This window comes from Falsiroseomonas bella, from assembly GCF_003173615.1.
In the GTDB taxonomy this organism is placed as follows: domain Bacteria; phylum Pseudomonadota; class Alphaproteobacteria; order Acetobacterales; family Acetobacteraceae; genus Falsiroseomonas; species Falsiroseomonas bella.
This window is the reverse complement of sequence record NZ_QGNA01000005.1, coordinates 233,284-250,094: the sequence shown is the minus strand read 5'-3', so window position 1 is coordinate 250,094 and position 16,811 is coordinate 233,284. Positions and strand designations below refer to the sequence as shown.

The window sequence follows — 16,811 nt, the reverse complement described above, 5'->3', positions numbered from 1 at the left end:
TCAGGCCAACCGAAGGGCCTGGCGCACCAACATCTCTTGCTGCTGCTGATGGATCCGCGCGAGGCCGGTGGCCGGGCTCGCGGCTTCCTCACGACCGATGTAGCGCGGGCGCCGCGCCTTGTGCTCCAGCCCGCCGAGCACCTTCTCGATGCGGCGGTCCACGAAGCTCCAGGCGCCCATGTTCTCGGGCTCCTCCTGGCACCAGACGACCTCGGCGTTCACATAGGGCGCAAGCGCCTTGCCCAGGCTCATCTGCGGGAAGGGATAGAGCTGCTCCAGCCGCACGATGGCGACGTCCTTCACGCCCTTCTCGCGGCGCTCCTGCAGCAGGTCGTAGTAGACCTTGCCGGTGCAGAGCACGACGCGCTTCACCTCGGCATCCGGGGCGATCGCGTCGATCTCCGGGATCACGTACTGGAAGCCGCTGCCCGGCGCGAAATCCGCCAGCGAGGAGACGGCCAGCTTGTGGCGCAGCAGCGACTTCGGCGTCATCAGCACCAGCGGCTTGCGGTAGTTCGCCTTGAGCTGGCGGCGCAGCGCGTGGAAGTAGTTGGCCGGCGTGGTCAGGTTGCCGACGCGCATGTTGCGCTCCGCGCAGAGCTGCAGGTAGCGCTCGAGGCGCGCCGAGGAATGCTCCGGCCCCTGGCCCTCGTAGCCATGCGGCAGCAGCATCACCAGGCCGGACATGCGCAGCCACTTCGTCTCCGCGCTGGCGATGAACTGGTCGATGATCACCTGCGCGCCGTTGGCGAAGTCGCCGAACTGCGCTTCCCACAGCACGAGGGTGCGCGGATCGGCCAGGCTGTAGCCGTATTCGAAGCCGAGCACGCCGAACTCCGACAGCAGGGAGTTGAACGCCTCGAAGCGCGGCTGGCCGGCGCGGATGTTGTTCAGCGGGACGTATTCCGCCTGCGTCTTCTGGTCGATCAGGTAGGCGTGGCGATGGCTGAAGGTGCCGCGCTGCACGTCCTCGCCCGAGAGGCGCACGCGATGGCCTTCCAGCAGCAGCGTGCCGAAGGCCAGCGCCTCGCCTGTCGCCCAGTCGAGGCCTTCGCCCGTTTCGATCGCCTGCTTCTTCGCTTCAAGCTGGCGCGCGATCTTCGGATTGACGTTGAACTCCGCTGGCACACGGGTCAGCGCCGCGCCGACCTCGCGCAGTGCATCGAGGCCGACCGCCGTCTCATGCAGCTTCTCGACCTCCTCCCCGACGGCCACCGCCTTGAGGCCGGACCAGTGGCCTTCCAGCCAATCCGCCTTGTTCGGCCGGAAACTCTGCGCCGCCTGGAAAGCCTCCTCCAGCGTGGCGTTGAATGCGTCGTACATCGCCTTCGCTTCGTCGGCCGAGAGCGAGCCTTCGCGCGCCAGCCTCTCGGCGTAGAGGGCGCGCGTGGTGCGCATCTCCTTGATGCGGCCGTACATGATCGGCTGGGTGAAGGCCGGCTCGTCCGTCTCGTTGTGGCCGTGGCGGCGATAGCAGACGATGTCGAGCACGATGTCCGCGCCGAACTGCATGCGGAACTCGGCGGCCATCCGCGCGCAGAACACCACCGCTTCCGGGTCGTCGCCGTTCACGTGCAGGATCGGCACCTGGATGCTCTTTGCCACGTCGGTGCAGTAGAGGCCCGAATAGGCATGCGCCGCGACGGTGGTGAAGCCGATCTGGTTGTTGGTGACGATGTGGATGGTGCCGCCGGTGCGGTAGCCGATGAGCTGGCTCATCGCCAGCGTCTCATACACCACGCCCTGGCCGGCGAAGGCGGCGTCGCCATGCAGGGTGATGCCCATGACGGAACGGCGGGTCTTGGTGTCGCCCGCCATGTCCTGGCGCGCGCGCACCTTGCCCACCACCACCGGGTCCACCGCTTCCAGATGCGAGGGGTTCGGCTGCAGCGAGAGATGCACCATGCGCCCGGCGATCTCGATGTCGGTCGAGGTGCCGAGATGGTACTTTACGTCGCCCGAGCCCTGCACGTCCTCGGGGTGTGCGGAGACGCCCTTGAACTCCGAGAAGACCGCCGAGTAGGGCTTTTTGACCACATTCACCAGCACGTTGAGGCGCCCGCGATGCGCCATGCCGATGGTGACCTCGTTCACGCCGAGCGAGGCCGCGGTCTCGATCACCGTCTCGATGGCGGGGATGGTGCTCTCGCCGCCTTCCAGGCCGAAGCGCTTGGTGGTGGCGTATTTCTTTGCGCAGAAGGCCTCGAAGCCCTCCGCCTCGGTCAACTCCTGCAGGATCTTCGTCTTCTCGGCCTTGCCGAAGGCGGTGAGCCAGGGCGCCCCCTCGATCCGGCGCTGGATCCAGGATTTCTGGTCGGGGTCCTGGATGTGCATGAACTCGACGCCGATCGAGCCGCAATAGGAGGCGCGGCAGATCGCCAGGATCTCCCGCAGCGTCGCGTATTCCTTGCCCAGCACGAAATCGAGGAAGATCGGCCGGTCCATGTCGGCGTCGGTGAAGCCGTAGGTGGCCGGCGTCAGCTCCTGGTGCGGGGCCGGCTTCTGAAGGCCGAGCGGATCGAGCTGCGCTTCCAGATGGCCGCGCACGCGGTAGCTGCGGATCAGCATCAGCGCGCGGATCGAATCCAGCACCGCGCGCTGCGCGGCGGCCTTGTCCACGGTGGGCGTGGCCGCGCCGGTAGGGGCGGCGGCGGGCGCGCCCTTCCCGTCTTTCCGGGGCGCCGGCGGCGGCTCGGGGTCGGGGCCGAACTTGCCGCGGGTGCGCGGCGCCCAGGACGCGCCGGAGGCATCCTCCAGCACCGCGCGGGCTTCGTCGTTCAGCGCGGCGAAGAGCTCGGCGAAGGAGGGATCGACGCTGTCCGGCTTCTCCACCCAGCGGGCGTAGAGATCCGCGAGGAAGGCGGCATTCGCCCCCGACATCGCGCTCGCAAGGATGTCCACTCCGGCCATCATGTCCTCCTCGGCGGGGGCCTGCCTGGCTGCCGCCGGATCCTCAACCTCTTCGTTCCGGGTTCCGCCCCGGATACGCGACCGCCGCCCCGTGGGGCGGCGGCCCGCTGCCTACATAGTCCGAAGGGCGGCTTTGCGGCAGATCCGTCCCCCGCGGGCCCGGAGCCTCCGCCCCAAGCCCTTCCGGACCCTTAACGGCCCAGCGCCTTCACCATGGTCGAGCCCAGCGCCGCCGGGCTGTCCGCCACCCGGATGCCGGCCGAGGCCATGGCCTCCATCTTCGCCGCCGCCGTGTCCTTGCCGCCCGAGATCACCGCGCCGGCATGGCCCATGCGGCGGCCAGGCGGGGCCGTGGCGCCGGCGATGAAGCCGACCACCGGCTTGTTCGGCTTGCCCGGCCCGAAGTTCTCCTTGCGGAGGAATTCCGCCCCGCGCACCTCGGCCTCGCCGCCGATCTCGCCGATCATGATGATGGACTGCGTCTCGTCGTCCTTCAGGAACATCTCGAGCACGTCGATGAAGTCGAGCCCCTTCACCGGGTCGCCGCCGATGCCGACGCAGCTGGACTGGCCGAGGCCGGCCGCGGTGGTCTGCGCCACCGCCTCATAGGTCAGCGTGCCGGAGCGGGAGACGATGCCGACCGAGCCGCGACGATGGATGTGGCCCGGCATGATTCCGATCTTGCAGGCATCCGGCGTGATGACGCCCGGGCAGTTCGGCCCGACCAGCAGCGACTTCGAGCCGGAGAGCGCGCGCTTCACCTTCACCATGTCCAGCACCGGGATGCCTTCGGTGATGCAGATGATCAGCGGCACCTCGGCGTCGATCGCCTCCAGGATCGCATCCGCGGCGAAGGGCGCGGGCACGTAGATGACGGAGGCGTTCGCCTGCGTGGCGGCGACGCATTCGGCCACCGTGTTGAACACCGGCAGGTTCAGCTCGGGGTGCATCGTGCCGCCCTTGCCGGGCGTCGTGCCGCCGACATAGGTGCTGCCATAGGCGATGCCCTGGGAGGCGTGGAAAGTGCCCTGGGCGCCGGTGAAGCCCTGGGTCATCACCCGCGTATTCTTGTCGACGAGGACGGCCATGGCTCAGGCCCCCTTCTTCACGGCGGCGACGACCTTCTGGGCGGCGTCGGCCAGGTTGTCGGCCGCGATGATCGCGAGCCCGCTCTCGGCCAGGATCTTCTTGCCGAGCTCGACATTCGTGCCTTCAAGGCGAACCACCAGCGGCACCTTCAGCGAGAGGTTCTTGCTCGCCTCCACGATGCCGGTCGCGATCATGTCGCACTTGGCGATGCCGCCGAAGATGTTCACCAGGATCGCCTTCACGTTGGCGTCCGAGGTGATGATGCGGAACGCCTCCGTCACGCGCGCGGCGTTCGCCGTGCCGCCAACGTCGAGGAAGTTCGCCGGCGAGGAGCCGTAGAGCTTGATGATGTCCATCGTGGCCATCGCCAGGCCGGCGCCGTTCACCATGCAGCCGATCTCGCCATCCAGCGCGACGTAGTTCAGGTCGTTCTGGACCGCGTCGAGCTCCTTCGGGTCCATCTCGCTGTCGTCGCGCAGCGCCTCGAGGTCCTTGTGGCGGAACAGCGCGCTGTCGTCGAAGGAGACCTTGGCGTCCAGCGCCACGATCTCGCCCGCGCCGGTGACCACCAGCGGGTTGATCTCCACGATCGCGCAGTCGAGCTCGTGGAAGGCGCCGTAGAGCGCGGTGACGAACTTCTGGAAGCTGGCGACCTGCTTGCCCTCGAGCCCGAGCCCGTAGGCGAGCTTGCGCGCATGGAAGCCCGAGATGCCGGAGGCGGGGTCCACATGCACCTTCAGGATCTTCTCGGGGTGGTTTGCCGCCACCTCCTCGATCTCCATGCCGCCTTCGGTCGAGGCCATGATCACCACGCGGGATGTGTCGCGGTCCACCAGCAGGCCGAGATAGAGCTCGCGCTTGATGTCGCAGCCATCCTCGACATAGACGCGGGAGACGACCTTGCCCTGCGGGCCGGTCTGCTTGGTGACCAGCGTCTTGCCGATCATCGCCTCGGCCGCCGCCTTCACGTCGTCGAGCGACTTGACGACGCGGACGCCGCCCTTGCCGTTCGGGTCGTTCGCGAAGCGCCCGGCGCCGCGGCCGCCGGCGTGGATCTGCGACTTCACCACATAGACGGGGCCGGGCAGCTTCTTTGCGCCCGCCACCGCCTCGTCCGCCGTCCAGGCGACATGGCCGTCGAGCACGGCGACGCCGTAGCGGCGCAGCAGCTCCTTGGCCTGGTATTCATGGATGTTCATGCCGGTCTCCGGTCAGGTGGAAGCGGCCGGGGGACCGCTCCCCCGACCGGAGCAGTCAGACGCCGAGCTTCCGAAAATCTTCGATCAGCTTCTTCACGGCGTCGCAGGACTTGTCGAAGGCGGCCTTTTCTTCCGGCGTGAACTGCACTTCCAGCACGCGCTCCACGCCGTTCGCGCCGATCACCACCGGCACGCCGACATAGAAGTCCTTCTGGCCGTATTCGCCGTTGAGCAGCACCGCGCAGGGCAGCACGCGCTTCTTGTCGAGCAGGTAGCTCTCCGCCATCGCGATCGCGCTCGCCGCCGGGGCGTAGAACGCGCTGCCCTTTTCCAGCAGCTTCACGATCTCGCCGCCGCCATTGGCGGTGCGGTTCACGATCGCGTCGATCTTCTCCTGCGTGGTCCAGCCCATCTTCACCAGGTCCGGCACCGGCACGCCGGCGACGGTGGAGTAGCGGGTCAGCGGCACCATCGTGTCGCCATGGCCGCCCAGCACGAAGGCCGTCACGTCCTCGACCGAGACGTTGAACTCCTGCGCCAGGAACAGGCGGAAGCGCGCGCTGTCCAGCACGCCGGCCATGCCGACCACCTTGTTCGCGGGCAGGCCCGACTTCTGCTGCAGCACCCACACCATCACGTCGAGCGGGTTGGTGATGCAGATGACGAAGGCGTTCGGGGCATACTTCGCGATGCCCTCGGCAACCTGGGTGATGACGCCGGCATTCTTGGTCAGCAGGTCGTCGCGCGTCATGCCGGGCATGCGGGGGAAGCCGGCGGTGACGATCACCACGTCGGCGCCTTCGATGGCGGCGTAGTCGCCCGCGCCCACCATGTGGCTGTCGAAGCCGTCCACCGGGCCGGACTGCATGATGTCGAGCGCCTTGCCCGCGGCGACGCCCGGGAAGACGTCGAACAGCACGACGTCGCCGAGCTCCTTCAGGCCGATCAGATGGGCGAGCGTGCCGCCGATGTTGCCGGCGCCGACGAGGGCGATCTTCTTGCGGGCCATGCGCGGTCCTCAAACCTGGCCCGGCCGCCGGTGCGGGTGGTCCCGGGCATGTCGTTTTTCAAGGGCGATGACCGCCCCGCGGGTTCCTACTCCCGCGGTGCAACATGGGCAAGGCGGGGCAGGGAGGGGGTCAGCCCGGGGCCCGCCGCACCCGCCATTCCGTCGCCGTCTGGCCCCAGAGCTCCGCCGGCTCCTCCGCGAAGGGCGGGGGCAGGCTGGCCGGCCCGAGCAGCCGCGACCCGAGCCGCCCGGCCAGCGCGCGGGAGGGGGCGTTGTCCGGGTGGATCAGATGGACCGCCCGGTCCCAGCCCAAGGTGCCGAAGGCCCAGTCCATGCTGGCCGTCGCCGCCTCCAGCGCCAGGCCCTTGCCCCAGGTGCTGCGCAGGATGCCCCAGCCGATCTCCGGCCCCGGCCAGCCCACCGGGTGCCAGGGCCCGATCCGGCCGATCCACGCGCCGGTCGCCTTTTCGATGACGGAGAACATCCCGAAGCCCTGCAGGCTCCAGGATCCGGCCATGGCCGAGAGGCTGCGCCAGGCGCCGAAGGGCGGCTGCACGCCGCCGATGAAGCGCGCCGATTCGGGATCGGAGGCCAGCGCGGTCCAGCCCTCCAGATCCTCGAGGCGGGGCGGGCGCAGCAGCAGGCGGGGCGTGTCCAGGACGGGACCGGTCATGCCCCTAGAGATCGGGCCATCGCGCCGGCCAGTCCAGCGCCTGCTCCAGCGCCGCCGCGGCGGCCAGGATCGGCGCCTCCCCGTGCCAGGGGCCGATCAGCTGCAGGCCGATCGGCGTGCCCTCGGCTCCGAAGCCGATGGGCACCGACGCGCCGGGATTGCCCGTGAGGTTCAGCGGATAGAGCGGTGCGGCCCATTCCGCATAGAAACTGCTGGCGACCGACCCGCCGGCGTCGAGCGCCACGGGCGGCGCCAGCATGGTCGGCGTCGCGATCAGGTCGAATCGGTCGAACAGCGCCTGCACCGCCCGGTGCAGCGCCCCGCGCCGGTCCATCGCCCGCACCAGGTCGGCGCCCGAGAAGCCCCGGCCGATGCCGATGCTCTCCCGCATGGACTCCGTCATGCGCGCGCCCTGCTTCTCCTCCAGCGGGCCGAGGCGGGCGGCATGAGCGGTGGTGGCGACGACGATGTAGGTCTCGAAGGCGTCGTCAAAGCAGGGGGCGCGCAGATCCTCGGTGACGGCGCCGGCCTGTTCCAGCGCGGCGCGGGCTCGCTGCATCGCCGCCAGCACCTCGGGATGCGTGCGATGTTTCCCCACGTGCTCCATCCAGCCGATGCGCAGGCCCTGCACGGCGGGCACGGGCGGCATGGGCGGGGCGAGCAGCGACCAGGGATCGCGCGGCTGCGGCCCCTGCATGATGTCGAACATCAACGCGCAATCGGCGACGGTGCGCGCCATCGGCCCGACATAGGCGTAGTTGCCGAACGGATCCGGGAAGCTTTCGTTCGGGATTTTTCCGAGTGTCGCCTTCAGCCCGACCACGCCGGTGCAGCTTGCGGGGCAGCGGATGGAGCCGCCGCCATCGGTGCCGATGGCCAGCGGCGCGACGCCCGCCGCCAGCGCCGCGCTGGCGCCGCCGGAGGAGCCGCCCGGCGTGCGCTCCAGGTGCCAGGGGTTGCGGGTGACGCCGCAGGCGATGCTGTCGGTCAGCACCTTGTGCGCGAATTCCGGCAGCGTCGTCTTTCCGATGGGGATGCCGCCCGCGGCGACCAGCCGATCCACCACCGCCCAGCTTTCCGTCGCCGGCGGCGCTTCCATCGCGGCGGTGCCGTTGCCGGTCGGCAGGCCGCGCATGGCGACATTGTCCTTCACCGTGAAGGGCACGCCATGCAGCGGCGCCAGGGTCTCACCGCGCATCACCGCGGCTTCCGCGCGCTTCGCCGCCTCCCGCGCCGCGTCGAACAGCGGCAGGACGAAGAGGTTGAGCCGCGCATGCTGGCGCTCCGCCTGCGCCAGCACCGCCTCCATCACCTCCACCGGCGAGACGCGCTTCGCCGCGATGTCGGCGGCGAGCCGCGTCGCGGGCAGGCGCCAGAGCTCGGTCAAGGCTTCTGCAACTCCACGATCTGCCCCTTCTCATCCAGGCCGAAGCCCTTCTGCGCCACGGCTTCCAGCACCGTCGGGATCCAGGCCACCTTCCCCGGATCCTGCCCGCCGACGAGCGCCAGCAGCAAGGCCTCATGGTCGCTGTCGTTCCGGAAGCCGCGCAGCACGCCGGGGGGGATGCTGATCGTGTCGTATTGCCCGATCTGCAACTCGCTCTCTCCCTCGTCGCCCCAGATGACGGACCAGGTGCCGGTCAACGGCATGAAGACCTCGACCGTCTTGTGGTTGTGCAGGCCGGTGCCCTTGCCCGGCCCGCAGCGCACGATGGACAGGTGGAAGCCGTCGGCCGGGATCGGCGCGCGCATCGCCGGGTCCTCGATCACGCCGCCGCCGATCACCTGGTAGATCTGGCGTTCGTATTGCGGCAGCACCGCATCCACCAGCGGGCGCGAGGAGGGCTTGAGGTCTCGGAACAGCGCAACGCGCTGCTTCATCGCCTCGACGGAGATCTGGAGATTGGCCATCGCGCGCTCCTCTACCTCTTCTCGATATTCCAGTAGGCGATGAAGGCGCCGTCCGGGATGCCGGTGACGTTCGGGCGGTAGCCGCTGAACACGTCGAACTGGCCGGCGGGGATGTAGGGGATGTACTCCCAGGCGCGGCGCTGGAAGGCCTCGAAGGCGGCGCGGCGCGCGGCGTCGTCGGGGGCCGCGAAGAAGGCCTGGCGCAGCGATTCGCCCTGCTGGTCGCAGGGATAGCCGGCCCAGTTCCGCTCGCCGCAGCGCAGGTCGAGCGAGAGGTTCATCAGCGGGTGGAACCAGCTGGTGCCGATCGCATAATAGGTGAACAGGTGATAGCCGCCCTGGCCGATCGGGCGATCCTGAGCATGCATCCGCTGCAGCATGGTCGGGAAGTCCGTCATCTGCACGTCCACGGTCACGCCCGCATCCTGCAGCCGCCGCGCGAGCACCTGCGTCATGGTGTTGATCGGCGCGAGCGTGGTGGTGCCGAGCAGGATCAGCGGCTCCCCGCGATAGCCTGCTTCCTGCAGCAATTGCCGCGCGCGGGCGATGTCAGGCCTGCGATACGGCTCGCTGCCCGCCTCCGTGCCATAGACCGAACCGCAGACGCTGAACGAATGGCAGACGCTCCAGCGGCCGTCGCCGCCGGCGACCGCGGGCATCATCTCGTTCTGGTCGATGATGAGCGCCAGCGCCTGGCGCGCGCGCACGTCGTTGAAGGGCGGCACCTGGAAGTTCGGCCGCACGAACGCATAGGTCGGCAGCGCCGCGATGCGCCGCACCGTCATGCCGCGCCGGCGCAGGAAGCCCGCAAGGTCGGGGCCGACGGCCTCGAGGAAGTCCACCTCGCCGGTCGCCAGCGCATTCGCGGCCGTCGTCGCGTCCGGCATGATCACCCACTCGACGCGGTCCACCTTCACGTTGCGCGCGCCGGCGAGGCCGCTGGTCGGCTCGCTGCGCACCGCATAGTCGGGGTTGCGCGCGAAGACCGCGCGGTTGCCCTCCCGCCGTTCGTCGGCCAGGAAGCGGAAGGGGCCGGAGCCGATCGGGCGCGTCATCGGCACGTTGTCCGGCCGCCTTGCATCCGCCTCCTTCATGATCGCGGCGATCGGCGCGCCGGGGCCGGCGAGCAGGAACTCCACCAGGCCGAAGCGCTGGTTGAGCGTGAGGGTGAAGCTCCGCTCGTCGACAACCTGCATGCTGGCCAGCCGCGCCTTGAGCTGCCCGCCGATGGAGGTGCCGCCCATCCAGCGCTCGATGGAAGCGACCACGTCGCGCGTGGTCACCGGGCTGCCGTCGTGGAAGCGCAGCCCCGGCCGCAGCGTGAAGCGGTAGGTGAGCCCGTCGTCGCTGACGGAGCGGCTCTCCACCATCATCGGCTGCGGCTGCAGGTCCTTGTCGAAGGCGAAGAGCGTGTCGAAGACCATCTGCTGGTAGATGCGCGCCACCAGGTTCGGCCCGCGCGTGGGGTCGAGCTCCGACAAATCGGCCGAGGGCACGACGCGCAGCACGCGCTGCGCATCCTGCGCCGCGGCCGGCGGCGCCAGCAGCGACAAGCCGAGCCCGAGGCCAACCCCCAGGCCGAGAAGAGCGGAACGCATGACGGAATCCTCCCACCCATGACGCGATGCTGCACGGCGGGCACCGCCCATGCGCCGGGCGGGCCGGACATTCCCTCTTGGAGTGGACGCTAGGATTTCCGCGGGATGCGAGTCAACCGCTCGGTTGATTCATGCGCTTGCGCGGATGGCCACGGGGCGCCATTGGGGGCGGCGATGGACACCAAGCTGATCTCGTCGCGCCGCCGCCGCGCGCCCTCGAACGGTGTCCGCGACCCGGAGCGGACGCGCCGCAACCTGCTCGACGCCGCCTATCGGGAATTCGCCGCCTCCGGCTATCACGGCGCCAGCATCGAGCGGATCTGCCGCCGCGCCGGCGTCTCCAAGCAGATCCTGACCCACCATTTCGGCTCGAAGGCGAATGCGCACCTGGCCGTGCTGGAAGCCGCCTACCGCGCATCCCGCGCGCAGGACGCGCGGCTGCAGGCGGATGACGCCGACCCGGTCGAGGCGCTGCGCAGCTTCGTCGGCCTGGCCTTCGACCACCTCCGCGCCAACCGCGACTTCGTCGCGCTGCTCGGCGACGAGAACGTCAACAAGGGCCGGCACATCCGTAAGTCGAAGGTGCTGGCCGATGTCTATGCGCCGCTGATCGCGGGGCTGGACGCGATCCTGCGGCGCGGCGAGCGCGCGGGCGTCTTCCGGCCGGGGATGGACGCGCTGCAGCTCTACGTCTCGATCAGCGCGCTCTGCTACTTCACCTTCTCGAACGCCTACACGCTGTCCGCCGTGTTCGGACGAGACCTGCTGGCGGCCGACGCGCTGGCGGAGCGCCGCCGGCACGTGGTGGAGTTCGTGCTCGCCGCTCTCTCCCTCCCCCGCTATGCGGGGGAGGGCCGGGGTGGGGGCGCGACCGACCCTTGAAGCCGCATGCCCCCTACGAATAGACCCGCTGCGCCTCCCGCAGATGGCCGGACGGCAGCGCCTCCAGCCCCGGATCGGGCGGCAGTTCCACGTCGAAGTGGCGCTTCAGCGCCTCCGCGATCACCTCGTAGCAGCTGCCGATGCGGATCACCTCCATCGTGCGGAAGTCGATCATCGTCGAGGACCGGCGGTAGCGGTTGTATTTCTGCAGCCCGTAATCCACGACCACATCTGCGACCGCCAGGATCTCCGGCTGCACATCGGCCGCGCGGAAGCGCGTGCCGGTGCCGGTGAGGTTCGCGCTGCTGCCGAACAGCGGCTGGCCCTGCGCGGTGGCTTCCTCGGTCACCGCGCGCAGGAAGTTGCCGGCGTTCAGCAGCATCGCCAGCGTGCCGCCATCGGTGCTCGCTGCCAGCGCCTCGTCGCCCAGCGCGCGCAGCAGCGGATGCTGCTCGCGGAAGCCGGCGACGACCGCCACCGGCAGGTCGTGGTCCTCCACCAGGCAGCGCACCATGTCGCGCCCACGCGCATCCAGCAGATGCAGCTCGTCATGGAGCGCGAGATTGCCGAGCATCGCGTTGCGCTTGTGTGCGCCGCGCCCCTTGGCGTGGAAGAAGCGCATCAGCGCGTCGTGGCAGCCGCCGATGCCGGCATAGCCGACATCCATCGGGATGATCGCGACGCCGCCTGCCTTCACCGCCGCGACCACGCGGCGGGCATCGCCCGAGATGTCGAGCCTGCTCATCGCGCGCTCACCCAAGATTGAGGTTGAGGCCCGGCAGGATCGGCGCCCAGCGGTCGCGCTCCTCGCGCAGCATGGCCGCGGCCTGGTCGGGCGTGCTTGGCGTGATCGTGAAGCCGGCCTGCGTCAGCTGCGCGCGCAGCTCAGGGTCGTTCAGGGAAGCGAGCGTCGCCGCATGCAGCGCCGCGATCGCCTCGGGCGGCGTCGCGGCGGGTGCCAGCACCAGGAAGCGCAACGCATTCACCACGCGCGGCAGGCCCTCCTCCGCCGTGGTCGGCACATCCGGCGCCGCCGGGGAGCGCTGGGTGGAGAGCACCGCCAGCGGCCGCAGCTTGCCGGCGGCGAAATGCTGCGTCACCGAGCCCAGGCTGAACACGCCGAGATGCACATGCCCGGCCAGCACGTCGTTCATCGCCGGTCCGCCGCCGCGATACTGCGCCTGCACCAGCTTGATGTCGGCCTCCCGCGCCAGCAGCTCGAAGCCGAGGTGATGCGGCGAACCGACGGATGGATTGGCGAAGCTGTATTTCTCCGGGTTCGCCTTCGCCAGCGCGACGAACTCGCGCAGCGTGCGCGCCGGTACCTCCGGGTTGATGGCAACGACCAGCGGAGTCTCGGCCATGTAGGCGATGGGGATGAAATCGCGGAACAGGTCGTAGGGCATGTTCCGATAGAGCATCGGGAAATAGGCGATGTTGTCGGCGTTGATCACCAGCGTATGGCCATCCGCGGTGCCGCGCGCCGCGGCCTCCATGCCGATGTTGGTCGCTGCACCGCCGCGGTTCTCGATCACCAGCGGCTGGCCGAGCCGGACGCGCATCCTCTCCGCCCAGGGCCGCGCCAGCGTGTCGGTGCCGCCGCCCGGCGGATAGGGGATGATCAGGCGGATGGGGCGGTTCGGTGCCCATCCGGCGGATTGCGCCCGTGCCTCGATGGCGGTGGCGAGCGCGGCGGTCGCGGTGGCGAGCAGCGTGCGGCGATGCATGTCCTTGGCGTCCCTTCCCGATTTTCCGGGAGCTTCCGCCGAGGCGCGCGTCGCCGCAAGGGCCGGAAACGCGAAGGGCGCCCGAAGGCGCCCCCGAGACTGCGTCTGGCCGGGCCGGCTCAGAGCGGCATGCAGCGGACCACGTCGTCATGCCCGCGTGCGAGCGTGGCGAAGGTGCCGACGGGGCATTCCTGCTGCGCGTAGCTCGCTGTCGGAAGGCCGCTCTGCCAGCCGGCGATGCTGCTGCGCGCCGGCGCGCAGCTGGTGCGGCCGTTGCGGCGCGTGCAGCTCTGCGCCGCGTTGCGCGGCACGGCCGCCGCGGATGCGCCGCGCACGACCACGCCGTTGCGCGAGCTTCGCGCATCGCCCGGCCGAAGCGCCGCGCTGCGCCGCGCGCTGCTGCGCGAGGTCGTCGCCTGGCGCGACGTTGCCTGCTGCCGTGATGCGCTGCGCGCGCTGGAACGCGACGCCGCCTGCTGCCGCGGCGCGCTGGTCCGCGCCTGCTGCGGCGGCTTCTGCGCCTGCGCCGATCTGCCGGCTGTTGTCCTGTTCGTCTCGTCGCGCCGCGCGGCATCCGCCGTGGGCATCGAGCAGGCAAGAACGATCAACGCCAGCAGGATCCTGCGCATGCGTACGGTGTTCCCCTTCTGGTGCTGCCGCCCACCACGAGGCGGCCGGTCCCCCCTGGACCACTCCGCGACTGCCTGTCTCTAGACCCGTGCAGCGTGGCCCTGTCAACGGCCGATCTTCAGATTCTACGTGAGGTGCGGACGGCCCCGCCAATCGCGGCTCTGCATCTCGTGCAGGCGGCTTGCCGTGCGCGCAAACATCGCCGCATTTTCGCCACGTTCGTAAATGCGATCCGGGCTGGCCGCCGCGCTCGCAACGAGCTTCACGCGATGCTCGTACAGCGCATCCACCAGCGTGATGAATCGCTTCGCCTTGTCGAAATTCTCGGCGCCGAGTCGCGGGATTCCATCCAGCAGCAGGGTGTGGAAATGCGTTGCGACCGCCAGGTAGTCCGCCGGCCCGAGCGGCTGGCCGCAGAGCGCGTCGAAGTCGAATCGCGCCACGCCGTCCACCGCCTGCGGCACCGATATCGCGCGGCCGAGCAGCGTGAGCTGCATCGGCGAACCGTGGTCCTGCCCCGTCAGCTCACGGAAGGCGCGGTCCATCGCGGCCTCGGCGCGCGCATCGGCCGGCATGTGCCAGGTCGGCATGTCGAGGATGCGCTCGCGCCGGTAATCGCGCGCGGCATCCAGCACCAGCACCTCGAGTCGTCGCTTGATCAGCGCGATGAAGGGCAGGAAGGCGTCGCGGCCGGGCCTGCCCTTGAACAGGTCGTCGGGCGCGGTGTTGCTGGTCGCGACCACGACGGTGCCGCGCGCGAACAGCGCCTGGAACAGCCGGCCCAGGATCATCGCATCGGCGATGTCGTGCACCTGGAACTCGTCGAAGCAGAGCAGCGCCGCCTCCTCCGCGATCGAATCCGCCAGCGGCGGGATCGGATCGGCGGTGTTGCCATGCTTGCGCTTCCAGGCGTGGATGCGCGCATGCACGCGATGCTGCATGAATTCGTGGAAGTGGATGCGCTGCTTGCGCGCGACCTCCGCCGTCGCGAAGAACAGGTCCATCAGCATGGACTTGCCGCGCCCGACCTCGCCGACGAGGTAGAGCCCCATCGGCGTGCCGGCCGGCGCTTCCTCCGGCGCCACCGGCTTGCGGCGCAGGAAGCGACCGAAGAAGCCGCCCTGCTCGGGCTCTTCCGGATGCGGGTCGTAGCCTCGGGTGCGGCGCCAGAGGTCGTGCAGCATCTCCGCCGCGCGCGCCTGCGCGGCGTCCGGCTGCAGCGTTCCCTCGGCGAGCATGGCGCGATAGGCGGGCAGGGGGCCCCCGGCGGCGGGCGAGGCATCCATGCGCCGCGCGATACGCCGCGCCTGGGCCTGCGGCAACCCGGCCGCGGTTGACGTCCCGCCCGCCCGCCCCGCAGCCTGCACCCCGCCATGCCGCCGCCGCCCTCGCCCCCCAGCGCCGCGCTGCTCTACGCGCCGGATGGCTACGACACCTCGCGCCCGCGGCTGATGGGCCGCCATGCGGCGGGGGAGGGGTTCCTCATCGGTCTCGTCCGGCATGCCGGCTTCGAGCGCATGGTGGCGCTGACCCGCGGCGAGGCAGATGCCGAGGCCTTCCGCCGCCATGTCGCCACGCTCGGCGCCGCCGCGCCGGCCGAGGCGATCCCGGACAACGAGCTGCAACGCCTGGCCGGCATCGGATGCCTGATGCTGCCCGGCCCTGGCCTCGGGGAGCATGCCTGGCGCCGGCGGCGGATCGGCCCTGCCACGGCCTGGTCGCTGGTCGGCGTCACCCACACCATCGCCTCCGCCGGCGCGATGGATTCCATCCTCGACAGCCTGGTCGCGCCGGTGCAGCCCTGGGATGCGATCGTCTGCACCTCCGAGCCGGTGCGCGGCGCGGTGCGGCGGTTGCTGGAGATGCAGGGCGGCTATCTCGCCCGCCGCCTCGGCGCCACGCGCATCGAGGGGCCGGCGCTGCCGGTGATCCCGCTCGGCGTGGATTGCGCGGCGCTGGCGCCCGACCCGCGCGCGCGGGCGGAATGGCGGGCGCGCCTTGAACTGCGCGAGCAGGACGTGGCGGTGCTGCATCACGGGCGACTCTCCTTCCACGCGAAGGCGCATCCGCTGCCGATGTTCCTCGCGCTCGGGCGCGCCGCCGCGAAGGCGCCGCCCGGCGCGCGGGTGGTGCTGATCCTGTCCGGCTGGTTCGCCGACGAGACGCAGCGCCGCGCCTTCCACGAGCAGGCGAAGGCCGTCGCGCCGCATCTCGAGATCTGCCTGGTCGAGCGGCCGGAGACCGGCACGACGCTGCGCAACGCCGCGGACATCTTCACCCTGCTCTCCGACAACGTGCAGGAGAGCTTCGGCCTGGCGCCGGTGGAGGCGCTGGCGGCCGGCCTGCCGGTGGTCGGCACCGACTGGGACGGGCTGAAGGACACGATCCGCCACGGCGAGACCGGCTATCGCGTGCCGACCACGCTGGGCGGCCCGATGCCCGACCTCGCCGAGCGCCACGATGCCGGCTTCGACAGCTACGATTCCTTCATCGCCGGCGTCGCGCAGTTCACCGCCGTGGACGTGCCCGCCGCCGAGGCCGCCTTCGCCGCGCTGATCGCCGATCCCGTCATGCGGCGGGCGATGGGCGCGGCGGCGCGGCGCGATGCGCTGGCGCGCTTCGACTGGCCCGTGGTGATCGGGCAGTGGCGTGCGCTGTGGGCGGAGCTGGCGCGGCTGCGCCGGGAGGCGCGGGCGGAGCGCGCGGCCCCGCTGCGGGGGGAGGCGCGGGTGCCGCACCGGCCCGATCCCTCGATCCTCTTCGCCCACTACCCGACGCGCCGGCTCGCGCCGGAGACGCGGCTGATGCTGCCGCCGGGCGAGGATGCCGCCGCCGTGCTCGTGCGGCTGCGCGCCTATGCCGGGCTGCCCGGGGCGGCGCCGCGGCGCGACCTGCTGCCGTCAATGGATTCAATCCAGGCGGCGCTGGAGGTGCTGGAGCAGGGGCCGGCAACGGCCGCCCGACTCAGCGCCGAATTGCAACCCTTGCGTGCGTGGCGTATGAATCGTTCGCTTGCATGGTTGCTGAAGCTTGATCTGCTGAGGCTTGCCGACGGGTAGCGGCCCGGCTTCGGCTTTCGGACGGAATTCGGATCGGCTTCGGGATTCGATGCGGCGGCGCATCTAGACTCTCCGCGCAGGCTTGCTGGAGAGCCGCATGTCGCTACCCGCTCCGCGCCGACCC

General features: G+C 70.4%; 14 protein-coding genes. 2 read left to right on the top strand and 12 right to left on the bottom strand.

The features are described 5' to 3' along the window. The 8 genes from DFH01_RS21825 to DFH01_RS21790 form a co-directional block, all read right to left on the bottom strand. Nucleotides 1–2,910, bottom strand: a complete 2,910-nt coding sequence (locus DFH01_RS21825) for a 2-oxoglutarate dehydrogenase E1 component (RefSeq protein ID WP_109872926.1) — start codon at nt 2,908–2,910, stop codon at nt 1–3. Nucleotides 2,911–3,101: 191 nt separating this feature from the next. Continuing rightward, nucleotides 3,102–3,998 carry a succinate--CoA ligase subunit alpha gene (gene sucD / locus DFH01_RS21820; RefSeq protein ID WP_109872619.1) on the bottom strand — a complete coding sequence of 299 codons (897 nt, stop codon included), beginning with the start codon at nt 3,996–3,998 and terminating at the stop codon, nt 3,102–3,104. 3 nt (nt 3,999–4,001) lie between these two features. Then, nucleotides 4,002–5,198: an ADP-forming succinate--CoA ligase subunit beta gene (gene sucC, locus DFH01_RS21815; RefSeq protein ID WP_109872618.1), complete on the bottom strand. Its 1,197-nt coding sequence runs from the start codon at nt 5,196–5,198 to the stop codon at nt 4,002–4,004. 55 nt (nt 5,199–5,253) lie between these two features. After that, nucleotides 5,254–6,207 (bottom strand): malate dehydrogenase, encoded by a 954-nt coding sequence (gene mdh / locus DFH01_RS21810; RefSeq protein WP_109872617.1) that lies wholly within the window; start codon nt 6,205–6,207, stop codon nt 5,254–5,256. A 130-nt stretch (nt 6,208–6,337) separates the two neighbouring features. Continuing rightward, nucleotides 6,338–6,880: a GNAT family N-acetyltransferase gene (locus DFH01_RS21805; protein WP_109872616.1), complete on the bottom strand. Its 543-nt coding sequence runs from the start codon at nt 6,878–6,880 to the stop codon at nt 6,338–6,340. 4 nt (nt 6,881–6,884) lie between these two features. Next, nucleotides 6,885–8,267 carry an amidase gene (locus DFH01_RS21800; protein ID WP_199231342.1) on the bottom strand — a complete coding sequence of 461 codons (1,383 nt, stop codon included), beginning with the start codon at nt 8,265–8,267 and terminating at the stop codon, nt 6,885–6,887. Beyond that, nucleotides 8,264–8,791: a cupin domain-containing protein gene (locus tag DFH01_RS21795; RefSeq protein WP_199231341.1), complete on the bottom strand. Its 528-nt coding sequence runs from the start codon at nt 8,789–8,791 to the stop codon at nt 8,264–8,266. Before DFH01_RS21795 ends, DFH01_RS21800 begins: the two co-directional genes overlap by 4 nt. An 11-nt stretch (nt 8,792–8,802) precedes the next feature. Further along, the gene (locus tag DFH01_RS21790) at nt 8,803–10,389 is read right to left on the bottom strand and encodes an ABC transporter substrate-binding protein (RefSeq protein WP_158287855.1); all 1,587 of its coding nucleotides are present in this window, start codon (nt 10,387–10,389) and stop codon (nt 8,803–8,805) included. Nucleotides 10,390–10,563: 174 nt separating this feature from the next. Here DFH01_RS21790 and DFH01_RS21785 point away from each other — a divergent pair, with 174 nt between their 5' ends. Beyond that, nucleotides 10,564–11,271 carry a TetR family transcriptional regulator gene (locus tag DFH01_RS21785; protein ID WP_109872614.1) on the top strand — a complete coding sequence of 236 codons (708 nt, stop codon included), beginning with the start codon at nt 10,564–10,566 and terminating at the stop codon, nt 11,269–11,271. Between the two features lie 13 nt (nt 11,272–11,284). Here the strand turns inward: DFH01_RS21785 and DFH01_RS21780 are convergent, their stop codons facing one another. The 4 genes from DFH01_RS21780 to zapE all read right to left on the bottom strand — a co-directional run bounded on the left by DFH01_RS21780 (nt 11,285) and on the right by zapE (nt 14,914). After that, nucleotides 11,285–12,016, bottom strand: a complete 732-nt coding sequence (locus DFH01_RS21780) for an L-threonylcarbamoyladenylate synthase (protein WP_109872613.1) — start codon at nt 12,014–12,016, stop codon at nt 11,285–11,287. Nucleotides 12,017–12,023: 7 nt separating this feature from the next. After that, on the bottom strand, nt 12,024–12,998 hold the full coding sequence (locus DFH01_RS21775) for a Bug family tripartite tricarboxylate transporter substrate binding protein (protein WP_109872612.1): 975 nt from the start codon (nt 12,996–12,998) through the stop codon (nt 12,024–12,026). Between the two features lie 119 nt (nt 12,999–13,117). Continuing rightward, the gene (locus DFH01_RS21770; protein ID WP_109872611.1) at nt 13,118–13,627 is read right to left on the bottom strand and encodes a hypothetical protein; all 510 of its coding nucleotides are present in this window, start codon (nt 13,625–13,627) and stop codon (nt 13,118–13,120) included. Between the two features lie 126 nt (nt 13,628–13,753). Continuing rightward, nucleotides 13,754–14,914, bottom strand: a complete 1,161-nt coding sequence (zapE, locus tag DFH01_RS21765; RefSeq protein WP_109872610.1) for a cell division protein ZapE — start codon at nt 14,912–14,914, stop codon at nt 13,754–13,756. Nucleotides 14,915–15,001: 87 nt separating this feature from the next. Between zapE and DFH01_RS21760 the strand changes: the two genes are divergently transcribed. After that, entirely contained in the window at nt 15,002–16,687 is a 1,686-nt protein-coding gene (locus DFH01_RS21760; protein WP_109872609.1) for a glycosyltransferase, read from the top strand. Nucleotides 16,688–16,811: the final 124 nt, after the last annotated feature.

Coding starts and splice junctions, on each gene's coding strand:
- DFH01_RS21790 (WP_158287855.1), bottom strand. CDS start 10,389: ATGCGTTCCGCTCTTCTCGGCCTGGGGGTTGGCCTCGGGCTCGGCTTG.
- DFH01_RS21770 (WP_109872611.1), bottom strand. CDS start 13,627: ATGCGCAGGATCCTGCTGGCGTTGATCGTTCTTGCCTGCTCGATGCCC.
- DFH01_RS21775 (WP_109872612.1), bottom strand. CDS start 12,998: ATGCATCGCCGCACGCTGCTCGCCACCGCGACCGCCGCGCTCGCCACC.
- sucC (WP_109872618.1), bottom strand. CDS start 5,198: ATGAACATCCATGAATACCAGGCCAAGGAGCTGCTGCGCCGCTACGGC.
- mdh (WP_109872617.1), bottom strand. CDS start 6,207: ATGGCCCGCAAGAAGATCGCCCTCGTCGGCGCCGGCAACATCGGCGGC.
- DFH01_RS21780 (WP_109872613.1), bottom strand. CDS start 12,016: ATGAGCAGGCTCGACATCTCGGGCGATGCCCGCCGCGTGGTCGCGGCG.
- DFH01_RS21825 (WP_109872926.1), bottom strand. CDS start 2,910: ATGGCCGGAGTGGACATCCTTGCGAGCGCGATGTCGGGGGCGAATGCC.
- zapE (WP_109872610.1), bottom strand. CDS start 14,914: ATGGATGCCTCGCCCGCCGCCGGGGGCCCCCTGCCCGCCTATCGCGCC.
- sucD (WP_109872619.1), bottom strand. CDS start 3,998: ATGGCCGTCCTCGTCGACAAGAATACGCGGGTGATGACCCAGGGCTTC.
- DFH01_RS21805 (WP_109872616.1), bottom strand. CDS start 6,880: ATGACCGGTCCCGTCCTGGACACGCCCCGCCTGCTGCTGCGCCCGCCC.
- DFH01_RS21760 (WP_109872609.1), top strand. CDS start 15,002: ATGCCGCCGCCGCCCTCGCCCCCCAGCGCCGCGCTGCTCTACGCGCCG.
- DFH01_RS21795 (WP_199231341.1), bottom strand. CDS start 8,791: ATGGCCAATCTCCAGATCTCCGTCGAGGCGATGAAGCAGCGCGTTGCG.
- DFH01_RS21785 (WP_109872614.1), top strand. CDS start 10,564: ATGGACACCAAGCTGATCTCGTCGCGCCGCCGCCGCGCGCCCTCGAAC.